This is a genomic window from Tenacibaculum litoreum, from assembly GCF_964513915.1.
Classification (GTDB): domain Bacteria; phylum Bacteroidota; class Bacteroidia; order Flavobacteriales; family Flavobacteriaceae; genus Polaribacter; species Polaribacter litoreum.
Genome location: NZ_CAZEQS010000003.1, coordinates 1,176,511 through 1,199,484, shown reverse-complemented (window position 1 = coordinate 1,199,484; position 22,974 = coordinate 1,176,511). Strand labels below are relative to the sequence as shown.

The 22,974-nt window shown below is 35.3% G+C and carries 13 protein-coding genes and 3 tRNA genes; 7 read left to right on the top strand and 9 right to left on the bottom strand.

Annotation, left to right across the window (positions count from 1 at the left end):
- Nucleotides 1–13 precede the first annotated feature (13 nt).
- The 7 genes from ACKTTR_RS11405 to ACKTTR_RS11375 form a co-directional block, all read right to left on the bottom strand.
- Nucleotides 14–964, bottom strand: a complete 951-nt coding sequence (locus ACKTTR_RS11405) for a cation diffusion facilitator family transporter (RefSeq protein ID WP_408027954.1) — start codon at nucleotides 962–964, stop codon at nucleotides 14–16.
- A gap of 11 nt (nucleotides 965–975) precedes the next feature.
- Nucleotides 976–1,197 (bottom strand): heavy-metal-associated domain-containing protein, encoded by a 222-nt coding sequence (locus ACKTTR_RS11400; protein WP_408027953.1) that lies wholly within the window; start codon nucleotides 1,195–1,197, stop codon nucleotides 976–978.
- 156 nt (nucleotides 1,198–1,353) lie between these two features.
- Complete coding sequence (locus ACKTTR_RS11395) at nucleotides 1,354–3,771, bottom strand: heavy metal translocating P-type ATPase (protein WP_408027952.1); 2,418 nt, start codon at nucleotides 3,769–3,771, stop codon at nucleotides 1,354–1,356.
- Between the two features lie 86 nt (nucleotides 3,772–3,857).
- The gene (locus tag ACKTTR_RS11390) at nucleotides 3,858–4,418 is read right to left on the bottom strand and encodes a helix-turn-helix domain-containing protein (protein ID WP_408027951.1); all 561 of its coding nucleotides are present in this window, start codon (nucleotides 4,416–4,418) and stop codon (nucleotides 3,858–3,860) included.
- A gap of 51 nt (nucleotides 4,419–4,469) precedes the next feature.
- Nucleotides 4,470–5,426, bottom strand: a complete 957-nt coding sequence (locus ACKTTR_RS11385; protein WP_408027950.1) for an MBL fold metallo-hydrolase — start codon at nucleotides 5,424–5,426, stop codon at nucleotides 4,470–4,472.
- A gap of 188 nt (nucleotides 5,427–5,614) precedes the next feature.
- Nucleotides 5,615–6,652 (bottom strand): methyltransferase, encoded by a 1,038-nt coding sequence (locus ACKTTR_RS11380; protein WP_408027949.1) that lies wholly within the window; start codon nucleotides 6,650–6,652, stop codon nucleotides 5,615–5,617.
- Between the two features lie 141 nt (nucleotides 6,653–6,793).
- Entirely contained in the window at nucleotides 6,794–9,355 is a 2,562-nt protein-coding gene (locus ACKTTR_RS11375; RefSeq protein ID WP_408027948.1) for an ATP-dependent Clp protease ATP-binding subunit, read from the bottom strand.
- A 307-nt stretch (nucleotides 9,356–9,662) separates the two neighbouring features.
- On the opposite strand from ACKTTR_RS11375, the gene gyrA reads away from it, so the two are divergent.
- Together gyrA and ACKTTR_RS11365 are read left to right on the top strand one after the other, a co-directional pair.
- Nucleotides 9,663–12,164, top strand: a complete 2,502-nt coding sequence (gene gyrA, locus ACKTTR_RS11370) for a DNA gyrase subunit A (protein WP_408027947.1) — start codon at nucleotides 9,663–9,665, stop codon at nucleotides 12,162–12,164.
- A gap of 17 nt (nucleotides 12,165–12,181) precedes the next feature.
- Complete coding sequence (locus tag ACKTTR_RS11365; protein WP_408027946.1) at nucleotides 12,182–13,420, top strand: tetratricopeptide repeat protein; 1,239 nt, start codon at nucleotides 12,182–12,184, stop codon at nucleotides 13,418–13,420.
- 68 nt (nucleotides 13,421–13,488) lie between these two features.
- Here ACKTTR_RS11365 and ACKTTR_RS11360 read toward each other — a convergent pair whose 3' ends face one another.
- Together ACKTTR_RS11360 and ACKTTR_RS11355 are read right to left on the bottom strand one after the other, a co-directional pair.
- Nucleotides 13,489–14,262, bottom strand: coding sequence for a C40 family peptidase (locus ACKTTR_RS11360; protein ID WP_408027945.1), 774 nt, complete (start codon nucleotides 14,260–14,262; stop codon nucleotides 13,489–13,491).
- A 25-nt stretch (nucleotides 14,263–14,287) separates the two neighbouring features.
- Nucleotides 14,288–15,463, bottom strand: coding sequence for an acetyl-CoA C-acyltransferase (locus tag ACKTTR_RS11355; RefSeq protein ID WP_408027944.1), 1,176 nt, complete (start codon nucleotides 15,461–15,463; stop codon nucleotides 14,288–14,290).
- A 207-nt stretch (nucleotides 15,464–15,670) separates the two neighbouring features.
- On the opposite strand from ACKTTR_RS11355, the gene ACKTTR_RS11350 reads away from it, so the two are divergent.
- The 5 genes from ACKTTR_RS11350 to ACKTTR_RS11330 all read left to right on the top strand — a co-directional run bounded on the left by ACKTTR_RS11350 (nucleotide 15,671) and on the right by ACKTTR_RS11330 (nucleotide 22,974).
- Nucleotides 15,671–17,713: an HD family phosphohydrolase gene (locus ACKTTR_RS11350; RefSeq protein WP_408027943.1), complete on the top strand. Its 2,043-nt coding sequence runs from the start codon at nucleotides 15,671–15,673 to the stop codon at nucleotides 17,711–17,713.
- A gap of 91 nt (nucleotides 17,714–17,804) precedes the next feature.
- Nucleotides 17,805–17,886, top strand: a tRNA-Ser gene (locus ACKTTR_RS11345).
- Nucleotides 17,887–17,911: 25 nt separating this feature from the next.
- Nucleotides 17,912–17,986 (top strand) — tRNA-Pro (locus tag ACKTTR_RS11340).
- A 6-nt stretch (nucleotides 17,987–17,992) separates the two neighbouring features.
- Nucleotides 17,993–18,066 (top strand) — tRNA-Arg (locus ACKTTR_RS11335).
- A gap of 387 nt (nucleotides 18,067–18,453) precedes the next feature.
- Complete coding sequence (locus ACKTTR_RS11330; protein ID WP_408027942.1) at nucleotides 18,454–22,974, top strand: beta strand repeat-containing protein; 4,521 nt, start codon at nucleotides 18,454–18,456, stop codon at nucleotides 22,972–22,974.

Below are 22,974 nucleotides of genomic sequence, written 5' to 3'. Positions count from 1 at the left end.
ATAAACAGTTAACTTAACAGCTAACAAAAGCACAGGTATTCTCGTTTGTTTCAATTTGTACCGTTGGGTGTTGTATGTTAAAACCTTGCATAAGCTTAACAATATTATTCATAACCTCTTGTTTTGCTGTTGCAGAGTTGTTGTTAATAACAGCATGTAGTGAGCCTACATTATAGCTACCATCAAGCGTCCAAACATGTACATCGTGTATGTTACTAACACCTTTAAGGTTTTGCAATTCGCTTTTAAGTTGCGCAATATTTACATTTTCGGGTACCGATTGTAACAATACTTTTAAGGTGTTAAGTAAGTTTTTAACAGCGTTGTACCCAATAAATAAAGCAATACCAATAGCTAAAATACCATCAATCCAATTCCAACCCGTAAAGTAAATAATTACCGAACCAATTAAAACCGCAGTCCAACCCAACACATCTTCTAATAAATGTAGCATGATTGATTCACTATTGTGGTTGTGTCCATGACTATGCCCGTGATGGTGATGCCCGTGTCCACCATTTTTAATTCTAAGAAAAGCGGCACCATTTACAGCAAGTCCTAAAACAGCTAACCATAACATACCCAAACTATGTACTTCTTTTGGATTTACAAACGAGTTATAAGCAGCCACAATCATTCCAATAGATCCAGACAACAAAAAAGTGGATAGTATTAATGCAGACAAGAGTGAAAAACGTTTGTATCCGTACGAAAATGTTGCTGTACGTTTTTTACCCGATATTTTCTCCATAAGTATTGCTAGTCCTATAGCTCCAGCATCCATAAAATCATGAAAAGCATCGGCAATAATAGCGGTAGAGTTGGTAAAAATTCCACCAATTAACTCAACTATTGAAAAGAAGAGGTTGAGCCAAAAGGCAAAAGACAATCCGTTTTTATCAGAACGATTGTGTGCTGCATGCTCATGACCATTGCAGCTGCTGTGTTCTTTAGAGTGTGCCATGTACTTGCTTTTTATACTAAAGGCTCAGCTTTAAAACCTTTACTCTTTACAATAGCAATTACTTCATCTGCTGTAATTCCTTTAGAACTTACGGTAAGAATTTTATCATCAAAATTGGTGTCTACATTCCAATGGCAAATACCTTCAGCATTGTCTAAATCAGCTTGTACTTTTGATACACATCCTCCGCAGTTAAGGTTTGTTTTGAATTTTAACTCTTTATTATTTTCCATTATATTAAAAATTTATTTGTTATTGAATACTGCAAATTTCAGCACAACAGGAGTGTTTGTTGTTGTACAATTTTAAGATTGATTTGTGAGATTTACAGATTTACTTATTAAGTGAGATTTAAAATGTTCCAACACTTGCTAGTGCCGAAACACTTGTTACTTTTTCCATTTTAAACGTAAGCTATTGGTAACTACACTAACACTACTCATAGCCATAGCTGCACCAGCAATCATAGGGTTTAATAAGAAACCATTAAATGGATATAAAATACCAGCTGCAATAGGAATACCAATAAGGTTGTAAATAAATGCCCAAAACAGGTTTTGTTTAATGGTAGCTACCGTTTGTTTTGAAAGCTTTATAGCTTGTGGTATTTTACTTAGGTCAGATGATATAATGGTCATTTTAGCAACATCCATCGCAATATCACTACCTTTTCCCATGGCAATACTTACATCGGCAGTAGCTAGGGCAGTACTGTCGTTAATACCATCACCCACCATAGCAACGGTTTTTCCTTGTTGCTGTAACTCTTTTACAAAATCAGCTTTGTGTTGTGGTAATACTTCAGCTTTGTAATGTTGAATACCTGTTTCTTCTGCAATAGATTTTGCGGTAGCTTCGTTATCACCTGTAAGCATGTATAATTCAATATCCATAGCTTGTAGTTCCTTAATAGCTTGTACTGAGGTTTCTTTTATTTTGTCTGAAATAGCAAGTACAGAAAGTGCCTCTTTGCTATTAGCAAACCAAATAACGGTTTTAGCCTGTTTACTCCATTTACCAGCCTGTTTTAAAAGTTCGTCCGCTATGGTAACCTTATTTTCAGCCAATAACTTTTTATTACCAACAAAAAAGGTTTCTCCGTTATAATCAGCCTTAGCACCTTTACCTGTAATACTGTCGAAATTTGTTAGTGGGGTAGTGGCAGTATCTCCTAAAAACTTTACAACTGCTTCTGCTAATGGATGTTCAGATTTTTTCTCAATACTTAAAAGAATGTTTTTAGCGGTATCATTATTCTGTAACCAAGATATACCTGTAACCTCTGGTTTTCCTTCGGTAATAGTTCCTGTTTTATCTAAAATAATGGCGTTTACTTTTTTAGCTAATTCAAGACTTTCAGCATCTTTAATTAAAATACCTTTTTCTGCACCTTTACCAACACCCACCATAATAGCGGTAGGAGTAGCCAGTCCTAAAGCACAAGGACATGCAATAACCAATACGGTGATGGCAGCTAATAATCCTTGAACCACTCCGTTATCACCACCTAAAATAAACCATATAATAAATGTAATAACAGCAATACTCATTACTACAGGTACGAAAATACCTGCAATTTTATCAACCAATTTCTGTACAGGAGCTTTACTACCTTGTGCATCTTGTACCATTTTAATAATTTGAGCCAGCATGGTTTCTTTGCCAACCTTAACGGCTTTGAATTGGAAACTTCCTTTCTGATTAATGGTTCCTGCAAATACTTTTTCATTTTCTTTTTTTAGTACCGGAACAGGTTCACCACTTAACATACTTTCATCTACATACGAGCTTCCTGTGGTAACAATACCGTCTACCGCAATTTTTTCTCCTGGTTTAACAAGAATAGTATCATTTACGTTCACATTTTCAATAGCAGTTTGCTTTTCCGTTCCGTCAGGTTGTATCACAACAACGGTTTTAGGTTGTAGCCCCATCAATTTTTTAATGGCAGAAGAGGTGTTTCCTTTGGCTTTTTCTTCTAATAGTTTTCCTAACAGAATAAATGCGATAATAACCGCAGCTGCCTCAAAATATACATGTGCTTCTAATCCTCTAGATTCCCAAAATTTTGGGAATAACATATTGAATACACTAAATATGTACGCTATACCTGTACTTAAAGCGACCAAAGTGTCCATGTTTGCGGAACGATGTTTGGCTTGCTTCCATGCATTGATAAAAAAGTCTTTTCCAAACCATAATAATACGGGGGTAGAGAAGGCCCACATAATAAGGTTGGCGTAAGGCATGTTCATAAAAAACATTCCAATAACAACTACAGGCAATGAAAGTATTACCGACCACATGGTTTTGGTCTTTAGTTGCTTGAACTTCTTTTCATGAATAGCTTCGAGTGTTTCTTGTTGTTTGGTTTCATCTTCAATTAACAAATCATAACCCGCACCTTGTACTGCTTTTTGCAGTTTTGTAGCATTGGTCATGTTTGGAAGATATTCTACCGTTAAATTTCCATTAGCAAAATTTACCGAAGCATTTACTACACCTGGTTCGTAGCTAACAATACTTTCAGCACTTCCTGCACAAGAGGCGCAAGTCATACCTAATACTGGAAACACTTTTTTAACAGTGGTAACACCATAGCCAAGGTCTTTTATAGCAGTAACGGCGTTTGCAAGAACTTCTTCATTAGTAACTGTAATAGCAGCTCTTTGGTTGTTTAGTTCTACTTTGTGGGTTTCAATTCCCTCAACATGTGCTAATCCTTTTTCAACGATTAAAGCACAGTGCTCACTTTCCACACCTTCTAGAGGTAGGTAAATGATTTCTTTATTGTTATTTGTTGCCATTTTTTTACTGTATTAATTGTACAATACAAAGTTGGCATTAAGTTAAAGAAAATTTATTGTGGAATTTTGGAATTGATTTATAAGATTTACACCTCGTCTAATGGTTTTCTTCTGTCTTTACTGATTTTTTTAAAGTGACTCGGCGTTAATCCTGTAACTTTTTTAAACTGATTGCTTAAATATGCTACGCTTGAATAGTGCAAACGAAAGGCAATTTCACTTAATGATAATTCATCGTAAACGAGTAATTCTTTTACCTTTTCTATTTTTTGAGCAATAAAATACTTTTCTATGGTAGTGCCTTCTACTTCAGAGAAAAGGTTGGATAAGTAATTGTAATCATGATGAAGCTCGTTGCTTAACAAATCAGATAAGTTAACTTTTGTCTCACTATCTTGATGGTGTACCAAATTGATAATTAAGTTTTTTATCTTTTCAATAATGCGACTTTTTTTATCATCAATAATTTCGAAGCCTAAATCAAGTAAAATCTTATCTAGACGTTTTTTTTCATCTGAAGTAAGTTCTTTTTCGAGTATAACCTCACCCAATTTAATGCTTTTTACACCAACACCTAATTTGTCTAATTCATTTTGAATTACTAGGATACAGCGATTGCAAACCATGTTTTTAATAGTGAGCGTCATAGTGTTTTTATTATAGTTTGTTAGGTTTACAAAGATAGAAATAAGTGATTGCTATAAATCAAAAACGGTTTCAATTTCTGCAATTCTATACCCTTGAGATTTTACAAACTCACTTTCTTCACTGGTTGGGTTTATTATAGGGTTTGTATGGTTGAAGTGAATAAAGATAATTTTGTTCTTTTCTTGTTTACTTAAATCTTTAAACTTATCTAAACTCTCAACAATAAAAGGGTGCGGTATCTGGCTAATATCTCTACTATTTATTTCTTTTCCACTATAAAATGTAGCATCCAAAAAAGCATAGTCTACTTTTTTAATTTCATCAATAATGTTTTTATCCCATTTTTCCCATTTGTCAATATCAGGAATAAACAAAGCGCTTTTATTGGGCCCCATTATTCGGTAGCCGACGGTTTCAGAATACTCGTCTCTATGAGGAACAATAAGCGGAGTAACCTTAATGTTTTTGGTTAGTTCAATTGGTTTTTCATCTTCTATTGGATGAAGTACTATGTTTTTTCGCGTGATTAATTGATCCCAAGGTCCGTTTTCAGACAAGAATTCTTTCATTCTAGGCATAGTGTACACAGGTACATTATCAGCATCCATAGCTTCTTTACCTAAAAACATTAAACCAGTATAGTGCCCTATGTGGGCATGAGTTAAAAAGATTCCATCTGCAACTTCTTTATTACTTTTATCTTCTAGCTTAGTAAGAGTTTTCATTTGTGTGGGAATATCAGGAGTTGCTTCAAACAAATAAGTTTTATGGTGTTGCTTGTCAATTACCCCCAATGAGGTTACCTGTCTTTTTTTATCAGGATTCCTAAAAAGGTTAGCACAACACTCTTTTTTACATGCAATTTGTGGAGAACCTGCATCTTGAATAGTTCCTAAAATAACAATAGAGGTATTGCTCGTATTTGTTTTGAATGTTTTCTCTGAAGATTTATTACCAGAACATGAAAGGATGAAGAGAGCAATGAAAAGAATACAGTATTTATTCATATTATAGCTTGTTGGTAATGATATGTTTTAATTATCAGTTAAAAGTACAAATTTTAATACTATAAAAAAGAAGGGAGACCTAATACTCTTGATAAGGAGATGGATATAGAATAAAAAATCCCAAGCGTTATTTACTTGGGATTTTTATTTTATTAATCTTCGGTTATTTCGGTATGATATTTTTAGAATTATTTAACGGCGATAATGGCACTCGAAGGACCAGTTAAATGCATCATTCTAGTATTGCTAAAACCTACCTCTTTAGCCCATTTGTTAAAATCTGAGAGGGTAAAATCATAGCCTTCATCTGTTTCAATAATCATGTTTAGTGACATCATTAAACCAAAAGCATTTTTATTTCTTTCATCATCAATTATATTTTCAATAATGATTAATGCTCCTTCTTTAGGTAGGGCGTTATAAGCTTTTTTTATAAGTATTAACTTATCTTTTGTACCCCAATCATGAAGAATGTTTCCCATAGTAATAACATCTGCTTTGGGTAATTCATCAACAAAGAAATCACCTGAGTGAATTTCTATTCTGTCGTTTAAATCAAAACGGGTTACATTTTCTTTTGCTATTGGTTCAACAGCAGGAAGGTCAAAAGAGATACATTTTATATGCGGATTACTTTTTGCAATTTGTATTGATAAATCTGCTCCAGAACCACCAACATCACATAACGTATTGTATTTAGAAAAATCAAGATCACGAGCTAACTTTATAAAATTTCCAGCTTGAACACCTGACATTCCATATATAAATTCTCGGAGTTTATTTTCATCTGCGTAAATTGCCTCAAATATTGGCTTGCCACCATTTTTTGTCTCGTTTTGTGGTTTTCCAGTAATTAAAGCTTCTTCTAAATCGTTCCAAAAAGGATACAATCTGTTGTTAGACATTTCCAATATGCCTCCCATATAACTTGGTTTGTTTTTGTCTAAAAACAAGTTGGAGTCTTCAGAGTTACTATATATAGCACTTTCTTTTAGCCCGGAACGCTGTAAGAAACCTAAAGCAACTAATGTGTCAAGAAAGTCAAAAAGAGATCTATCATGAAGTTTGAGTTTATCTTGAATTTCTTTTCCTGATAGCCCCCCTTTGGCTAAATGCGTGAATAACCCCATTTTAACTGCAGTAAGTAAGGTTTTTGAAGCCCAAAAACCCATGCCTACTTCCATGATTCTTGAAGGGGTAATTTGGTTTTCGTTTGTTGAGTTCATAGTTTAGTTGTTATAGTTAATAATTAATCTTTTTAGTTTTATTAAGCTCAATTATTAGGGATAAATGAAACTAGTTTATGAGTAGGGGTAAAATCAAGAGGATAAAAAAATCCCAAGCGTTATTTACTTGGGATTTTTATTTTATTGGTCTTCGTCTATTTCGGTACGAGACTCTTTTGGTTTTTCACCTTTTTCTATTTTAATGATGAGCTTTTTGTCTTTCTCATCTAAATCCATAAAGATGGCATCACCTTCACTTAGTTTAGAGTTGACAATTTCTTCAGCTAATGCATCTTCAATGTATTTCTGAATGGCTCTTTTTAATGGGCGAGCACCGTATTGTTTGTCAAAACCTTTGTCAGCAATATAATCTTTGGCTTTTTCACTTAACGTAAGTTTGTAACCTAAATCATCAATACGTCTTAGTAATTTATCTAATTCAATATCAATAATCTTATGAATGTCTTCACGCTCTAAAGAGTTGAAGATTACAACATCATCAATACGATTTAAAAATTCAGGTGCAAATGATTTCTTTAAAGCACCTTCAATAATGCTTTTAGCATGTGCATCTTCTTGTTCTTTTTTAGAAGCAGTTCCGAAACCAACACCACCACCAAAATCTTTTAATTTACGAGCTCCAATGTTTGAAGTCATAATAATAATGGTGTTTCTAAAATCTATTTTACGACCTAAACTATCTGTTATATGTCCATCATCTAACACCTGTAATAACATGTTAAATACATCAGGATGCGCTTTTTCAATCTCGTCTAATAAGATTACAGAATAAGGTTTACGACGCACTTTTTCGGTTAATTGTCCACCTTCTTCATAACCAACGTATCCTGGAGGTGCACCAATTAAACGAGAAATAGCAAATTTCTCCATATATTCACTCATATCAATTCTAATTAAAGAATCTTCAGAGTCAAATAGCTCACGTGCTAGTACTTTTGCTAACTGTGTTTTACCAACACCAGTTGAACCTAAGAAAATAAAAGAACCAATTGGTTTGTTAGGATCTTTTAATCCAACACGGTTACGTTGTATAGCTTTTACTACTTTGGTAACGGCTTCATCTTGACCAATTACTTTACCTTTTATTAATTGAGGTAATTCTGCTAAACGGCTACTTTCTGCTTCCGCAACACGATTTACAGGAATTCCTGTCATCATCGATACTACTTCAGCTACATTATCTTCAGTAACAGTTTCTCTATGTAGTTTAGAATCTTCTTCCCATTGGTGTTGAGCTGATTCTAAAGCTGTTTCTATATTTTTTTCGTCATCACGAAGCTTTGCAGCTTCTTCATATTTTTGCCCGCTTACCGCTTTAGTTTTACGTCCTCTAATTTCTTCTAGTTTAGCTTCTAATTCTAAAATTTGTTGAGGAACCACAATATTAGTAATATGAATTCTCGATCCAGCTTCATCTAAAGCATCAATAGCTTTGTCTGGTAAAAAGCGATCAGTCATATAACGGTTGGTTAATTTTACACAAGCATCAATAGCTTCATCAGTAAAGGTAACATGATGGTGTGATTCGTATTTACCTTTAATATTATGTAAAATTTGAATAGTTTCTTCAACTGTAGTAGGATCTACAATTACTTTTTGAAAACGACGCTCTAATGCACCGTCTTTTTCAATATTAGTTCTGTACTCATCTAAAGTAGTAGCACCAATACATTGAATTTCTCCTCTTGCTAAGGCAGGTTTTAACATGTTAGAAGCATCTAACGAACCAGTAGCTCCACCGGCACCAACAATTGTATGAATCTCATCAATAAATAAAATGATATCATCATTTTTTTCAAGTTCGTTCATTAACGCTTTCATACGTTCTTCAAACTGACCTCTATATTTTGTACCAGCAACTAAGCTTGCTAAGTCAAGAGAAACAATACGTTTATCGAATAAAATTCGAGATACCTTTCTATCTACAATACGTAAGGCCAATCCTTCAGCAATGGCAGATTTACCAACACCTGGTTCACCAATAAGCATTGGGTTATTCTTTTTTCGTCTACTTAAAATTTGAGAAACACGCTCAATTTCTTTTAAACGGCCTACAACAGGATCTAACTTTCCTGCAACTGCTAACGCTGTTAAATCACGTCCGAAATTGTCTAAAACAGGGGTTTTAGATTTTTTAACTTGCTTTCCTTTTTGAGGTTGTTGCCCGTAAGGGTTTGACTTTTCGTCAGCAAATTCATCATCTGAAGGAGTTTCTCCTATTGGTGAAATAAACGTGTCATCATCTACGTGTAACTCTTTGTACAAGTTTTTGGCCTGCTCATAATCTACATCATACTTTTGAAGTAGTTTTGTTGTAGGGTCATTCTCGTTACGTAAGATACACAGTAATAAATGTGCAGTATCTATAGCGTTACTTTGGTATAATTTAGCTTCTAAAAACGTTGTTTTTATAGCTTTCTCTGCTTGTCTGGTAAGGTGTAAGCTCTTCCTTTGAGGGCTTGAAAAAGATGGAGTTGTCGGATTTAGTTTTTCTAGTTTATTACGCACTAAATCTAAATCAACATCAAAAGTCGTCAATATTTCAATGGCTTTTCCATCACCTTTTCTAATCAAACCCAACAAAAGATGTTCTGTTCCAATAAAGTCATGTCCTAGTCGTAAGGCTTCCTCTTTACTGAAAGTAATCACATCTCTAACCTGTGGTGAAAAATTATCGTCCATAAATTTATTTTCTATCTCTGTAAAGTTAGTAAGTTTTTTTCTTAAAAATTACAAAAAAGGTGCCAATAGTTTTTAACTGACATTCTGACGAGCAAAATAAGGTGTTTAAATGTTTAATAACCTTATAAAATTGTTAATAAATAACACAAAACAGTCAGTATATTTTTTGTGTAAAACTGAGGGTTGTAGTATCTTGCAATGTTTTAGAAAATGCAGAGAACTAGAAAGCATTTTAAAAGTGAGTTTTATCAAGTGTAAAATTCACTTTTTTGACGAAAATAAATACTAATATTTTAAAAGAAAATATATGGCAGATGGCGAAAAGTTGATCCCTATCAACATTGAAGAGCAAATGAAGTCCGCATACATCGATTATTCAATGTCGGTGATAGTATCCAGAGCATTACCAGATGTAAGAGATGGGTTAAAACCAGTGCATAGAAGAGTTTTGTTTGGTATGCACGAATTAGGAATTAAAGCTACTGGAGCATATAAAAAATCTGCAAGAATTGTAGGGGAAGTATTAGGTAAGTATCACCCACACGGAGATACTTCGGTATATGACTCTATGGTACGTATGGCGCAAGATTGGAGTGTGCGTTATATGATGGTTGATGGACAAGGGAACTTTGGTTCGGTTGATGGTGATAGTCCAGCAGCAATGCGTTATACCGAGGTACGTATGCAGAAAATATCAGAAGAAATGTTATCTGATATTGAAAAAGATACTGTAGATCACAAGTTAAACTTTGATGATACTTTACAAGAACCAACTGTATTACCAACACGTATTCCTAACTTATTAGTTAATGGAGCATCGGGGATTGCAGTAGGTATGGCAACAAACATGGCACCACATAACTTAACCGAAGTTATCAATGGTACCATCGCATACATAGACAATCGTGATATTGAAATTGATGAGTTAATGCAACACATCAAAGCTCCTGATTTTCCTACAGGAGGAATTATTTATGGTTACGATGGAGTAAGAGATGCTTTCCATACTGGTCGTGGACGTATTGTTATGCGTGCCAAAGCTACTATTGAAGAGGTAAAAGGTCGTGAATGTATCGTTGTAACTGAGATTCCTTACCAAGTTAATAAAGCAGAAATGATTAAAAAAACTGCTGATTTGGTTAATGAAAAGAAATTAGAAGGAATTGCGAGTATTCGTGATGAATCTGACCGTAAAGGGATGCGTATTGTTTACGTATTAAAGCGTGATGCAATTCCTAATATTATTCTAAATAAATTATTTAAGTATACACAATTACAAACATCGTTTAGTGTAAATAATATTGCGTTAGTAAAAGGTCGTCCAGAGCAACTAAACTTAAAGCAGTTAATTCATTACTTTGTAGAACATAGACATGAAGTAGTTGTTCGTAGAACAGAGTTCGAATTAAAGAAAGCAGAAGCTCGCGCACATATTTTAGAAGGATTAATTATTGCTTCTGATAACATTGATGAGGTTATTGCAATTATTAGAGGTTCTTCAAATGCTGATGAAGCACGTGAAAAATTAATGGAGCGTTTCGAGTTAACAGAAATTCAAGCACGTGCCATTGTTGAAATGCGTTTACGTCAGTTAACAGGACTGGAGCAAGATAAGTTACGTTCTGAGTATGATGAAATCATTAAGACTATTGCAGATTTGAAAGATATTCTTGCTAATGAACCGAGACGTTACCAAATTATTAAAGATGAATTGCTTCATATTAAAGAAAAATATGGTGATGATCGTCGTTCAGTAATTGAGTATGCAGGTGGAGATATGCGAATCGAAGATATGATTCCTAACTCTAAAGTAGTTGTTACTATTTCGCATGCGGGTTATGTAAAGCGTACAAACTTAGATGAATATAAGGTTCAAAATAGAGGAGGACGTGGACAAAAAGGTGCAACTACTCGTAATGAAGATTTCTTAGAACACTTATTTGTAGGTACAAACCACCAGTATATGTTATTCTTTACTCAAAAAGGAAAAGTATTCTGGATGCGTGTATATGAAGTTCCAGAAGGAGGAAAGAATACGAAAGGTAGAGCGATTCAAAACTTAATAAATATTGAGCAAGACGATAAAGTAAAAGCGTTCTTAGTAACAGGTGATTTAAAAGATGAAGACTACATCAACAATCATTATGTTATCATGGCAACAAAACGTGGCCAAGTTAAGAAAACACCTTTAGAGCAATATTCTCGTCCAAGAGCTAATGGTATTAATGCAATTACCATTAAAGAAGGTGATGAGTTATTAGAAGCGAAGTTAACTACTGGAGATAGCCAAGTTATGTTAGCGCTTAAATCTGGAAAAGCAATTCGTTTTGAAGAAGCTAAAACACGCCCAATGGGAAGAACAGCTTCTGGAGTTCGTGGTATTACACTATCACATGAAAATGATGAGGTAATCGGTATGGTAGCTGTTAATGATATGGAAAGTAATATCTTAGTAGTTTCAGAAAAAGGATACGGAAAACGTTCTAATTTAGAAGATTACCGTATAACGAACCGCGGAGGTAAAGGAGTTAAAACGTTGAATATATCAGAAAAAACTGGTAATTTAGTGGCTATGAAGAATGTTGATGACTCTAACGACTTGATGATTATTAATAAATCAGGGTTAACTATCAGAATGGCTGTAGAAGATTTACGAGTTATGGGTAGAGCAACACAGGGGGTTAAACTAATCAATATTAAGGATAATGATGATATTGCTGCAGTAGCAAAAGTTATGCATGAAAAAGACGAAGAAGAAAATGGCATGGAAATTGAAAATGAAACAAACGAAAGTCAAGAACAACAATAAATAAATCATAACTAAAAATGAAAAATCAAATTTTAGCCCTTTCTTTAGGATTAATGTCGTTAGGGGCGGTGGCTCAGAAATCGGAATTAAAAGATGCTGAAAAAGCGATAAAAAAACAAGATTTTACTACTGCATTAAGTACTCTTAACGCGATTGAGGGGTCTTTAATGATGAATGGTGAAGATAAATATAAGTCTAAATTTTACTTCTTAAAAGGTAAAGCATTAGCTGCTAAAAAAGATTATAAAAAGGCAGGAGAAGCTTTGAACGCATTATTAGCGATGGGTGAGAATAAGTATACAGATGAAGCTAAGCCTATCTTAAATCAAATGATTCAAGAAGTTTCAAAAAAAGCAGTTGACTTATATAACAATAAAAAAGATTATAAGGGGGCTGCTGAGGATTTCTATTTAACATATGTGTTAAGTCCTACAGATACTTCTTTTGCATACAATGCGGCTGTTTCGGCTACTCAAGCTAAAGATTATGATAAGGCAATTGAGTACTACAGAGAATTACAAAAAATAGGTTATACAGGTGTTGAAAAGCAATATGTAGCTACTGATAAAGCAACTGGTAAAGTAGAGAGCTTTGGTAATGATAAAGCAAGAAGAGATTTAATGGTGAAATCAGGAAGTTATGTAAAGCCTGAAACTAAGTCTTCTGAGTCAAAATCAGCAACAATTGTTAAAAACGTAGCTTTAATATTAAAAGAGCAAGGAAAAACCGATGAGGCTATTGCTGCTTTTAAAGATGCTCGTGCTTCTAATCCGAAAGATTTAAATTTAATCTTGAACGAAGCTCAATTGTATGTTGACATGGGGAAAATGGATAAGTTTGGAGAGTTAATGAATGAAGCTGTAGCTTTAGATCCAGAAAACCCAACTTTATACTATAATTTAGGTGTTGTAAACTTTAATGAAGGTAGAATGGATGATGCTAAAAAGTATTATGCCAAAGCTGTAGAGTTAAAACCAGATTATGCTGATGCTTACATGAATTTAGCAGTAGTAGTTTTAGATAAAGAAAAAGCGATTGTAGAAGAGATGAATAAAAACTTATCAAACTTTAAAAAGTATGATGAGTTAGCTGCAAAGCAAAAAGAAGTTTATAAAGAGGCTATTCCATTTTTAGAAAAAGCTGATAGTTTAAACAGAAATGTAGAAACTGTTAAAACTTTAATGAACTTATATGAAGTTTTAGAAATGAGTGGTAAGGCTTCAGAATACAGAGAATTATATCAATCAATGAAATAAGAAATTATTCAAGTATAAAAAAAACCGAAACTTTTAAGTTTCGGTTTTTTTTGTGTTATAAAAGTTGGTTATTCAACTAAACGTTTAATAACTCTAAGTTTATGAGTGTGTTGCTGCGTATCAACATTATAAATACCGCTATGGTCTAATTTATCAATACGAACTTTTCCGTGAGCATGTATAATGTTGTAATCATTCATAATAATTCCAACATGAGTAATAATACCTTCTTCATTATCAAAAAACGCTAAATCACCGGGTTCACTTTCTTCAATAAAACTTAATACTTCGCCTTGAGTTGCTTGTTGTTTAGCATCGCGTAGAAGATTATATCCACATAGTTTATATACTGTTTGGGTAAAACCTGAACAATCAATACCAAAAGGTGATTTACCTCCCCACAAATAAGGAACATTTAAGAATAAAAAAGCAGTTTCTACAATTGCAGATTTGGCCAATTTACTATTACATACTTTGCCTTCATATAAAAAAGAGGTGTTGTTAATATTGATTTTATTATTTTTGAATAATGGAAGGCGAGCTCCCATAGGAATAGTGGTTAAATTACTATTATTATCAGTAATAAAATCAATTAATTCACCTGCATAGTGCTTTTTCTCTTTAGATAAAAGAATATGTATTTCTTCTGAAATTTCTTCGTATTGTTTATTATCTATATATCCTTCATAATCATCGAAAGCTAAACGAATTTTACTCCATTTTTTAGTTTTTTCTAAGACTTCAAAGTGCTCACCAAAAACAACTTGATTTACCATTTCTGAAGCATCAGAAGGCTCTAATCGAAGAGGAACAATACTTAAATTACAAATTCCGAAAGACATCTACTACTTGGGGCTTTTAAAACAATTAAATTCTTTCAATAACCATTGCACTAGCACCACCACCACCATTACAAATACCAGCAGCACCAATTTTAGCGTTGTTTTGTTTTAAAATTGAAGTTAAAGCAATAATAATTCTAGCTCCAGAAACTCCTAATGGATGTCCTAATGAAACGGCACCACCATTAACATTTACTTTATCAGCAGATAATCCTAAGATTTTCATATTTGCTAAACCAACTACAGAAAAAGCTTCGTTTAACTCAAAATAATCAACATCATCAATAGAAACTCCAGCTTTAGCTAAAGCTTTTGGTAATGCTTTTGCAGGAGCTGTTGTAAACCATTTTGGTTCATGAGCAGCATCAGCATATCCTTTAATTTTTGCTAATGGAGTTAATCCTAATTCAGCAGCTTTATCAACAGACATTAATACTAAAGCAGCCCCACCATCATTAATAGTTGATGCATTAGCGGCAGTTACTGTACCCTCTTTCGTAAACGCAGGACGTAAAGCAGGAATCTTTTCCATTTTTACATTCTTATACTCTTCATCTTCAGAAAAGATGATAGGTTCTCCACGACGTTGAGGTATTTCAACAGGAACAACTTCATCTGCAAATTTTCCTTCGCTCCAAGCTTTAGCAGAACGGTTGTATGATTCAACAGCAAAAGCATCTTGATCTTCTCTTGAGAATTCATATTCAACAGCACATTCATCAGCACAAACTCCCATGGCTACTTGTTCGTAAGCATCAACTAATCCATCTTTTTGCATTCCATCCTCCATTTTGATAGGACCAAATTTACTGCCAGTTCTAGCATGTTGATAATGAGGAATCATACTCATGTTCTCCATACCACCAGCCACAACGATTTCGGCATCACCTAAAGCGATGGCCTGTGTAGCTAACATGATAGATTTCATTCCAGATGAACAAACTTTATTTACAGTAGTACATGGTACAGTATCTGGTATTCCTGCAAAAATTGCAGCTTGACGAGCTGGTGCTTGTCCTAAACCTGCTGAAACTACATTACCCATAAAAACCTCTTCAACCATTTCTGGTTTTAAGTTAATTTTGTCTAAAGCTCCTTTAATGGCTACAGCACCTAATTTTGGTGCAGGTGTAGTTGATAATGTTCCTAAAAAACTACCAATTGGAGTTCTTGCAACCGATACTATTACTACTTCTTTCATGTGCTACTATTTGTTAAATTTTATTTATCCCAATAACCAAAAGTGACTAAAATAATAAAGCTGTTAAGTGCTTAATAATTATTTTCCTACTATTGATTTCATGTATTGGGTGAATTGTATTAAGATTTGTTTTGCGAAAATAACCATTTTATAACAAGTACTCAAATAATAGAGAAAGGTTATATTTACATTTTATAAACATCAAAAATGAACGATTTAATCAACAGACTGTACAAGAATAACACGATAATTTACAAAGTGTTGTTGTTCTTAATAACAGTAATTGCTATTGTATACTTGTTCCCAAAGGGAGGACAGTTTAAGTATGATTTTCCACAAGGAAAACCCTGGCAATATGATAATCTATATGCTCCTTTTGATTTTGCTATTCAAAAAACTCCAGAAGAAATAGCAGAAGAGAAAAAAGAACTTGAAAATAGTTCAAAAAAATATTTTGTAGTTGATACATCGATAAAAACAGAGGTATTACGTTCATTTACTAATCAAGTTACAAATCTAGATTCTTTATCAACTAGTGCTATTAGAGATTTAGTTAGAGAAGGAGAGAAACTCATTGATAAGATATACCTGTATGGTTTTCTAGATGATGCAAGCATTGATAAAGCTATTAGAGGAGATGTAATAATATTACGAAAAGGAAACTCTATTGATGATGTTCCATTTTCAAGATTAGTACAATCAAAAGATATTTTAAGCTTTTTACGAACCAATACAGAAGGGCTTCAGTATTATAAACAACGCCTGTTAATAAACTATTTATCAAGTAATTTGCGTCCTAATGTAACGTACGATTATAAATTCAGTGAAAAGGAGTTAAATGAACGTTTACAAGGTATTTCTTATGCGAAAGGAAAAGTTTCAAAAGGAGAATTAATTATTTTAAAAGGAGATATTGTTGAAGGAAGAAAGTATAATGTTTTAAAATCGTATGAAGTAGCATCAAGCTCTAGAATTTGGACAAAATCTAATTATAATTGGATTGTATTCGGATACACAATTTTAGTAGCCCTAGCATTGTTGATGTTATTATTGTTTTTAGAAAGATATAGGTTTGAAACTTTTAATGATAATAATAAAGTAACCTTTATTTTCTTCAATATCTTTTTAATGATTTTTGTACAAACGATGGTGGTAAAATACAATTCTGATTATTTGTATGTTGTTCCGTTAAGTATTTTACCAATTGTACTGAAAGCTTTTTTTGATGCTCGATTAGGTTTATTTACTCATGTACTTACCGTATTGTTATTAGGTTTTATTGTGCCAAATAGCTTCGAGTTTATTTACTTACACATTATTGCCGGAATTGTAACCATATTAACGGTTTCTGAACTGTATAAAAGAGCTAGTTTATTTATGTCTATAGGACAAATTACGTTAATTTATATGGTTACCTATTTAGCCTTTTCTATTTTAAAAGAAGGAAATGCAGACAAAATAAATTGGATGTATTTTGGGTTGTTTGCTGCCAATGGGTTATTATCGTTCTTAGCAGTATTTTTTATCTATTTTTATGAAAAGCTTTTCGGATTGGTTTCTGATGTAACTTTATTAGAGCTTTCTAATACAAATTCAAAATTATTAAGAGATTTAAATGAAAAAGCACCAGGAACGTTCCAACATTCTATGCAGGTGGCTAATTTAGCTGAAGCAGCAGCAAACGAAATAGGAGCGAACTCTATGTTAGTAAGAACAGGAGCTTTGTATCACGACATTGGTAAAATGGTAAATCCAATGTATTTTACCGAAAATCAATCTACAGGAGTTAATCCACATAACGATTTGTTACCAGTAGATAGTGCACGTATTATTTTAGATCACGTAATTAACGGAATTGAAATAGCTAAAAAGAATAAATTACCAGATAGGATAATAGACTTTATCCGTACACATCACGGAACAAGCGTTACGTATTACTTTTATAAACAAGAGCAAGAAAATAATCCAGATGTTGATATTCAGAAGTTTCAATATCCAGGGCCAATTCCGTTTTCAAAAGAAACTGCAATTTTAATGATGTGTGATGCAGCAGAAGCAGCTTCTAAAAGTTTGAAAAATCCGACAGCACAATCGGTAGATGTGTTAATTGATAGAATTATAGACAAGCAAAAAAACGATAATCAGTTCATAAATTCTGATATTACTTTTAGAGAAATAGAAAAAATTAAAAAAATTATTAAGAATAAGTTAATGAATATCTACCACTTACGAGTTGAGTATCCAGAGTAGGTAATTTTTTTAGCAAAAAAGTTTGTAGAAACGTATATATAGTTATACATTTGCACTCGCAATTTTTAGTTCACGCTTCGGCAAGAATTAAGGAGAGGTGGCAGAGTGGTAATGCAGCAGCCTGCTAAGCTGTCATCCTTCGGGATGCCCGGGTTCGAATCCCGGTCTCTCCGCAAAAAAGTTGTAGATGACACTAATCGGGGTGTAGCGTAGCCCGGTCATCGCGCCTGCTTTGGGAGCAGGAGGTCGCAGGTTCGAATCCTGCCACCCCGACACAATGGTCGCGTAGCTCAGCTGGATAGAGCATCTGCCTTCTAAGCAGACGGTCACAGGTTCGAATCCTGTCGCGATCACAATAAGCCTTACTAGTTTTAGTAAGGCTTTTTTGTTGTTTAATGTTTCCGTTTTGTAATTATTAAACTACTCTAAACCACTTAAAAAGCCTAATTATTTCTATATATAAAAAAGAGTTGTTTCTAGAGGACTTTACCTAATAATTAAGAAGAATAAAAAAAGGATTTACCAAAATCAATATTTTTTTACTAAATTGTAAGAGGTTAGTGTGTTGTAAATCAGTTTGTTTTAGGTGTTTCTTCAAATCTATCGCCTTTTAGCTATGAAGACAGTGCTGATATAATGCCTTTACTTACTCGATAGAACATCTAAATTTAATTTATTAATAAAATTTAATTAAATGTAATACATGATTACAATGAAGTCCCACCAAAACAAAGAAACTAATGAAAAAAGTAACTACCCTCGTACTCTTAATTTTAAGCGTAACTATTACTGCACAAGTAGGAATAGGAACCCTGACACCTAATCTATCTGCTCAGTTAGATATTAAGTCAGATACCAAAGGCTTATTAATACCCAGATTGAATATTGACAATTTAAGCACAGCTTCACCAGTAAGTAGTGACACAATTAATGAAAGCTTATTAGTCTATAATACTAACGATACTTCAGGAAAAGGATTTTATTATTGGAATGGAATGCTATGGGAACAATTAGTAGATATAACTACAGTCTCAAATCTTATTGCTACACAAGCAGATAATCAACAAATAAAAAATTTCTTTTTAAACAGCTCTAATATTCTTACTCTCGAGTTAGAAAATGCAAGTTCAAAGTCAGTTGATTTATCATCTCTTTTGGGAGAGAATGAGTTATTAACCGGCACAGGATCTCCTATTAGTAACTCTGTAGACCCTGTTACAGGTGCTTTATATGTAGATACTAATTCTGGAGAGGTTTATAGTTCGGATGGTAGCTCATGGAGTTCAGTTGCATCGTCAGGAGCTGACGGAAAATCAGCGTATCAAACGTGGTTAGATGCAGGAAACAGTGGAACCGAAGCAGACTTTATCACTTCTTTAAAAGGAGACATCGGAGCAACGGGAACCAATGGAACTGACGGAAAATCAGCGTATCAAACGTGGTTAGATGCAGGAAACAGTGGAACCGAAGCAGACTTTATCACTTCTTTAAAAGGAGACACCGGAGCAACGGGAACGAATGGAACCGATGGAGCAGACGGAAAATCAGCCTATCAAACGTGGTTAGATGCAGGAAACAGTGGAACCGAAGCCGACTTTATCACTTCTTTAAAAGGAGACACCGGAGCAACGGGAACCAATGGAACCGATGGAACTGACGGAAAATCTGCCTATCAAACGTGGTTAGATGCAGGAAACAGCGGAACCGAAGCCGATTTTATTACCTCTTTAAAAGGAGATACCGGAGCAACGGGAACCAATGGAACCGATGGAGTAGATGGAAAGTCTGCGTATCAAACGTGGTTAGATGCAGGAAACAGCGGAACCGAAGCCGACTTTATCACTTCATTAAAAGGAGATACCGGAGCAACGGGAACCAATGGAACTGACGGAAAATCAGCGTATCAAACGTGGTTAGATGCAGGAAACAGTGGAACCGAAGCTGATTTTATTACCTCTTTAAAAGGAGATACCGGAGCAACGGGAACCAATGGAACCGATGGAACTGACGGAAAATCAGCTTATCAAATATGGTTAGATGCAGGAAACAGTGGAACCGAAGCCGACTTTATTACCTCTTTAAAAGGAGACACTGGAGCAACGGGAACCAATGGAACCGATGGAGCAGACGGAAAATCAGCGTATCAAATGTGGTTAGATGCAGGAAACAGTGGAACCGAAGCAGACTTTATCACTTCTTTAAAAGGAGACACCGGAGCAACGGGAACGAATGGAACCGATGGAGCTGATGGAAAATCTGCCTATCAAACGTGGTTAGATGCAGGAAACAGTGGAACCGAAGCCGATTTTATTACTTCTTTAAAAGGAGACACCGGAGCAACGGGAACCAATGGAACTGATGGAGCAGACGGAAAATCAGCGTATCAAACGTGGTTAGATGCAGGAAACAGCGGAACCGAAGCCGATTTTATCACTTCATTAAAAGGAGACACTGGAGCAACGGGAACCAATGGAACTGACGGAAAATCTGCCTATCAAACGTGGCTAGATGCAGGAAACAGCGGAACCGAAGCTGATTTTATCACCTCTTTAAAAGGAGATACTGGAGCAACGGGAGCTAATGGAACTAACGGGAAATCAGCCTATCAAACGTGGTTGGATGCAGGAAATAGCGGAACCGAAGCTGACTTTATTACTTCTTTAAAAGGGGATACTGGAGCAACGGGAACCAATGGAACCGATGGAGCAGACGGAAAATCTGCGTATCAAACGTGGTTGGATGCAGGAAACAGTGGAACCGAAGCCGACTTTATTACCTCTTTAAAAGGAGACACTGGAGCAACGGGAACCAATGGAACCGATGGAGCAGACGGAAAATCAGCGTATCAAACGTGGTTAGATGCAGGAAACAGTGGAACCGAAGCCGATTTTATTACCTCTTTAAAAGGAGACACCGGAGCAACAGGAGCTAATGGAACCGATGGAGCTGATGGAAAATCAGCGTATCAAACATGGTTAGATGCAGGAAACAGTGGAACCGAAGCCGATTTTATCACCTCTTTAAAAGGAGATACTGGAGCAACGGGAACGAATGGAACCGATGGAGCAGACGGAAAATCTGCCTATCAAACGTGGTTAGATGCAGGAAACAGTGGAACCGAAGCAGACTTTATCACTTCTTTAAAAGGAGACACCGGAGCAACGGGAACGAATGGAACCGATGGAGCAGATGGAAAATCAGCGTATCAAACGTGGTTAGATGCAGGAAACAGCGGAACCGAAGCCGACTTTATCACTTCATTAAAAGGAGATACCGGAGCAACGGGAACCAATGGAACCGATGGAACTGACGGAAAATCAGCTTATCAAATATGGTTAGATGCAGGAAACAGTGGAACCGAAGCCGACTTTATCACTTCTTTAAAAGGAGACACCGGAGCAACGGGAACCAATGGAACCGATGGAGCAGACGGAAAATCAGCGTATCAAACGTGGTTAGATGGAGGAAACAGTGGAACCGAAGCTGATTTTATCACTTCATTAAAAGGAGATACTGGAGCAACGGGAGCGAATGGAACCGATGGAGCAGACGGAAAATCAGCGTATCAAACGTGGTTAGATGCAGGAAACAGTGGAACCGAAGCCGATTTTATTACCTCTTTAAAAGGAGACACCGGAGCAACAGGAGCTAATGGAACCGATGGAGCTGATGGAAAATCAGCGTATCAAACATGGTTAGATGCAGGAAACAGTGGAACCGAAGCCGACTTTATCACCTCTTTAAAAGGAGACACCGGAGCAACGGGAGTGAATGGAACCGATGGAGCAGACGGAAAATCAGCGTATCAAACGTGGTTAGATGCAGGAAACAGTGGAACCGAAGCCGATTTTATTACCTCTTTAAAAGGAGACACCGGAGCAACAGGAGCTAATGGAACCGATGGAGCTGATGGAAAATCAGCGTATCAAACATGGTTAGATGCAGGAAACAGTGGAACCGAAGCCGACTTTATCACCTCTTTAAAAGGAGACACCGGAGCAACGGGAACCAATGGAACCGATGGAGTAGATGGAAAGTCTGCGTATCAAACGTGGTTAGATGCAGGAAACAGTGGAACCGAAGCCGATTTTATTACCTCTTTAAAAGGAGATACCGGAGCAACGGGAACCAATGGAACCGATGGAGCAGACGGAAAATCTGCGTATCAAACGTGGTTGGATGCAGGAAATAGCGGAACCGAAGCTGACTTTATTACTTCTTTAAAAGGGGATACTGGAGCAACGGGAACCAATGGAACCGATGGAACTGACGGAAAATCTGCGTATCAAACGTGGTTAGATGCAGGAAATAGCGGAACCGAAGCTGATTTTATTACCTCTTTAAAAGGAGACACTGGAGCAACGGGAACCAATGGAACTGACGGAAAATCTGCCTATCAAACGTGGTTAGATGCAGGAAACAGCGGAACCGAAGCCGATTTTATTACCTCTTTAAAAGGAGATACCGGAGCAACGGGAACCAATGGAACCGATGGAGTAGATGGAAAGTCTGCGTATCAAACATGGTTAGATGCAGGAAACAGTGGAACCGAAGCAGACTTTATCACTTCTTTAAAAGGAGATACTGGAGAAGCAGGACAGGATGCTACTTTATCAGGAACGGGAGATCCTAATGGAGCTGTTACAGGTGTTGCTGGTCAAGTTTATACGGATACAGCTTCAGGAATATTATATAAAACTAGTGATGGAACAACATGGGTTGTTGTAGATTCAGATACACAAGACCTAAGCTTGAGTGGAAATACCATTAGTTTAGTTAATGGAGGGTCTGTTGATATAGGAGCTTCTTCTTTAGCTGGAAATGTTGCAGGGAATAATGTTTTAGCAACAACTAACCAAACAGATATTTCAACTATTAACACATCTTTAACCAGGTTAAATAATATAAGAATTGTTACAAACCCAACTTCAAGCACAACTATTGATAATACAGATGGTACGGTAATAATAGAGCAAACAGGATTAATAAGTCTTGGGTTGGGAGCAGATATAACTATACCAACACCCGATAGTAGTAATTTAGGGAATAAGCTAGTAATTGTAAATAGAGCAGGTAATGGAACTTTACTTGGTCTTTCAGTAGCATTAAACTTAAATATTACAGGAGGGACTACTATAAAAGGATCAGGGATAGTTACAGGAGTGTCTACTTTAGGAATGAACTCTTCTATAACAATTCAATGTGGTTTTGATGGTGCAGACTATTATTGGTATAAAATTGATGGAACTTCTTTACAATAA

Coding starts and splice junctions, on each gene's coding strand:
- ACKTTR_RS11405 (WP_408027954.1), bottom strand. CDS start 964: ATGGCACACTCTAAAGAACACAGCAGCTGCAATGGTCATGAGCATGCA.
- ACKTTR_RS11400 (WP_408027953.1), bottom strand. CDS start 1,197: ATGGAAAATAATAAAGAGTTAAAATTCAAAACAAACCTTAACTGCGGA.
- ACKTTR_RS11395 (WP_408027952.1), bottom strand. CDS start 3,771: ATGGCAACAAATAACAATAAAGAAATCATTTACCTACCTCTAGAAGGT.
- ACKTTR_RS11390 (WP_408027951.1), bottom strand. CDS start 4,418: ATGACGCTCACTATTAAAAACATGGTTTGCAATCGCTGTATCCTAGTA.
- ACKTTR_RS11385 (WP_408027950.1), bottom strand. CDS start 5,426: ATGAATAAATACTGTATTCTTTTCATTGCTCTCTTCATCCTTTCATGT.
- ACKTTR_RS11380 (WP_408027949.1), bottom strand. CDS start 6,652: ATGAACTCAACAAACGAAAACCAAATTACCCCTTCAAGAATCATGGAA.
- ACKTTR_RS11375 (WP_408027948.1), bottom strand. CDS start 9,355: ATGGACGATAATTTTTCACCACAGGTTAGAGATGTGATTACTTTCAGT.
- gyrA (WP_408027947.1), top strand. CDS start 9,663: ATGGCAGATGGCGAAAAGTTGATCCCTATCAACATTGAAGAGCAAATG.
- ACKTTR_RS11365 (WP_408027946.1), top strand. CDS start 12,182: ATGAAAAATCAAATTTTAGCCCTTTCTTTAGGATTAATGTCGTTAGGG.
- ACKTTR_RS11360 (WP_408027945.1), bottom strand. CDS start 14,262: ATGTCTTTCGGAATTTGTAATTTAAGTATTGTTCCTCTTCGATTAGAG.
- ACKTTR_RS11355 (WP_408027944.1), bottom strand. CDS start 15,463: ATGAAAGAAGTAGTAATAGTATCGGTTGCAAGAACTCCAATTGGTAGT.
- ACKTTR_RS11350 (WP_408027943.1), top strand. CDS start 15,671: ATGAACGATTTAATCAACAGACTGTACAAGAATAACACGATAATTTAC.
- ACKTTR_RS11330 (WP_408027942.1), top strand. CDS start 18,454: ATGAAAAAAGTAACTACCCTCGTACTCTTAATTTTAAGCGTAACTATT.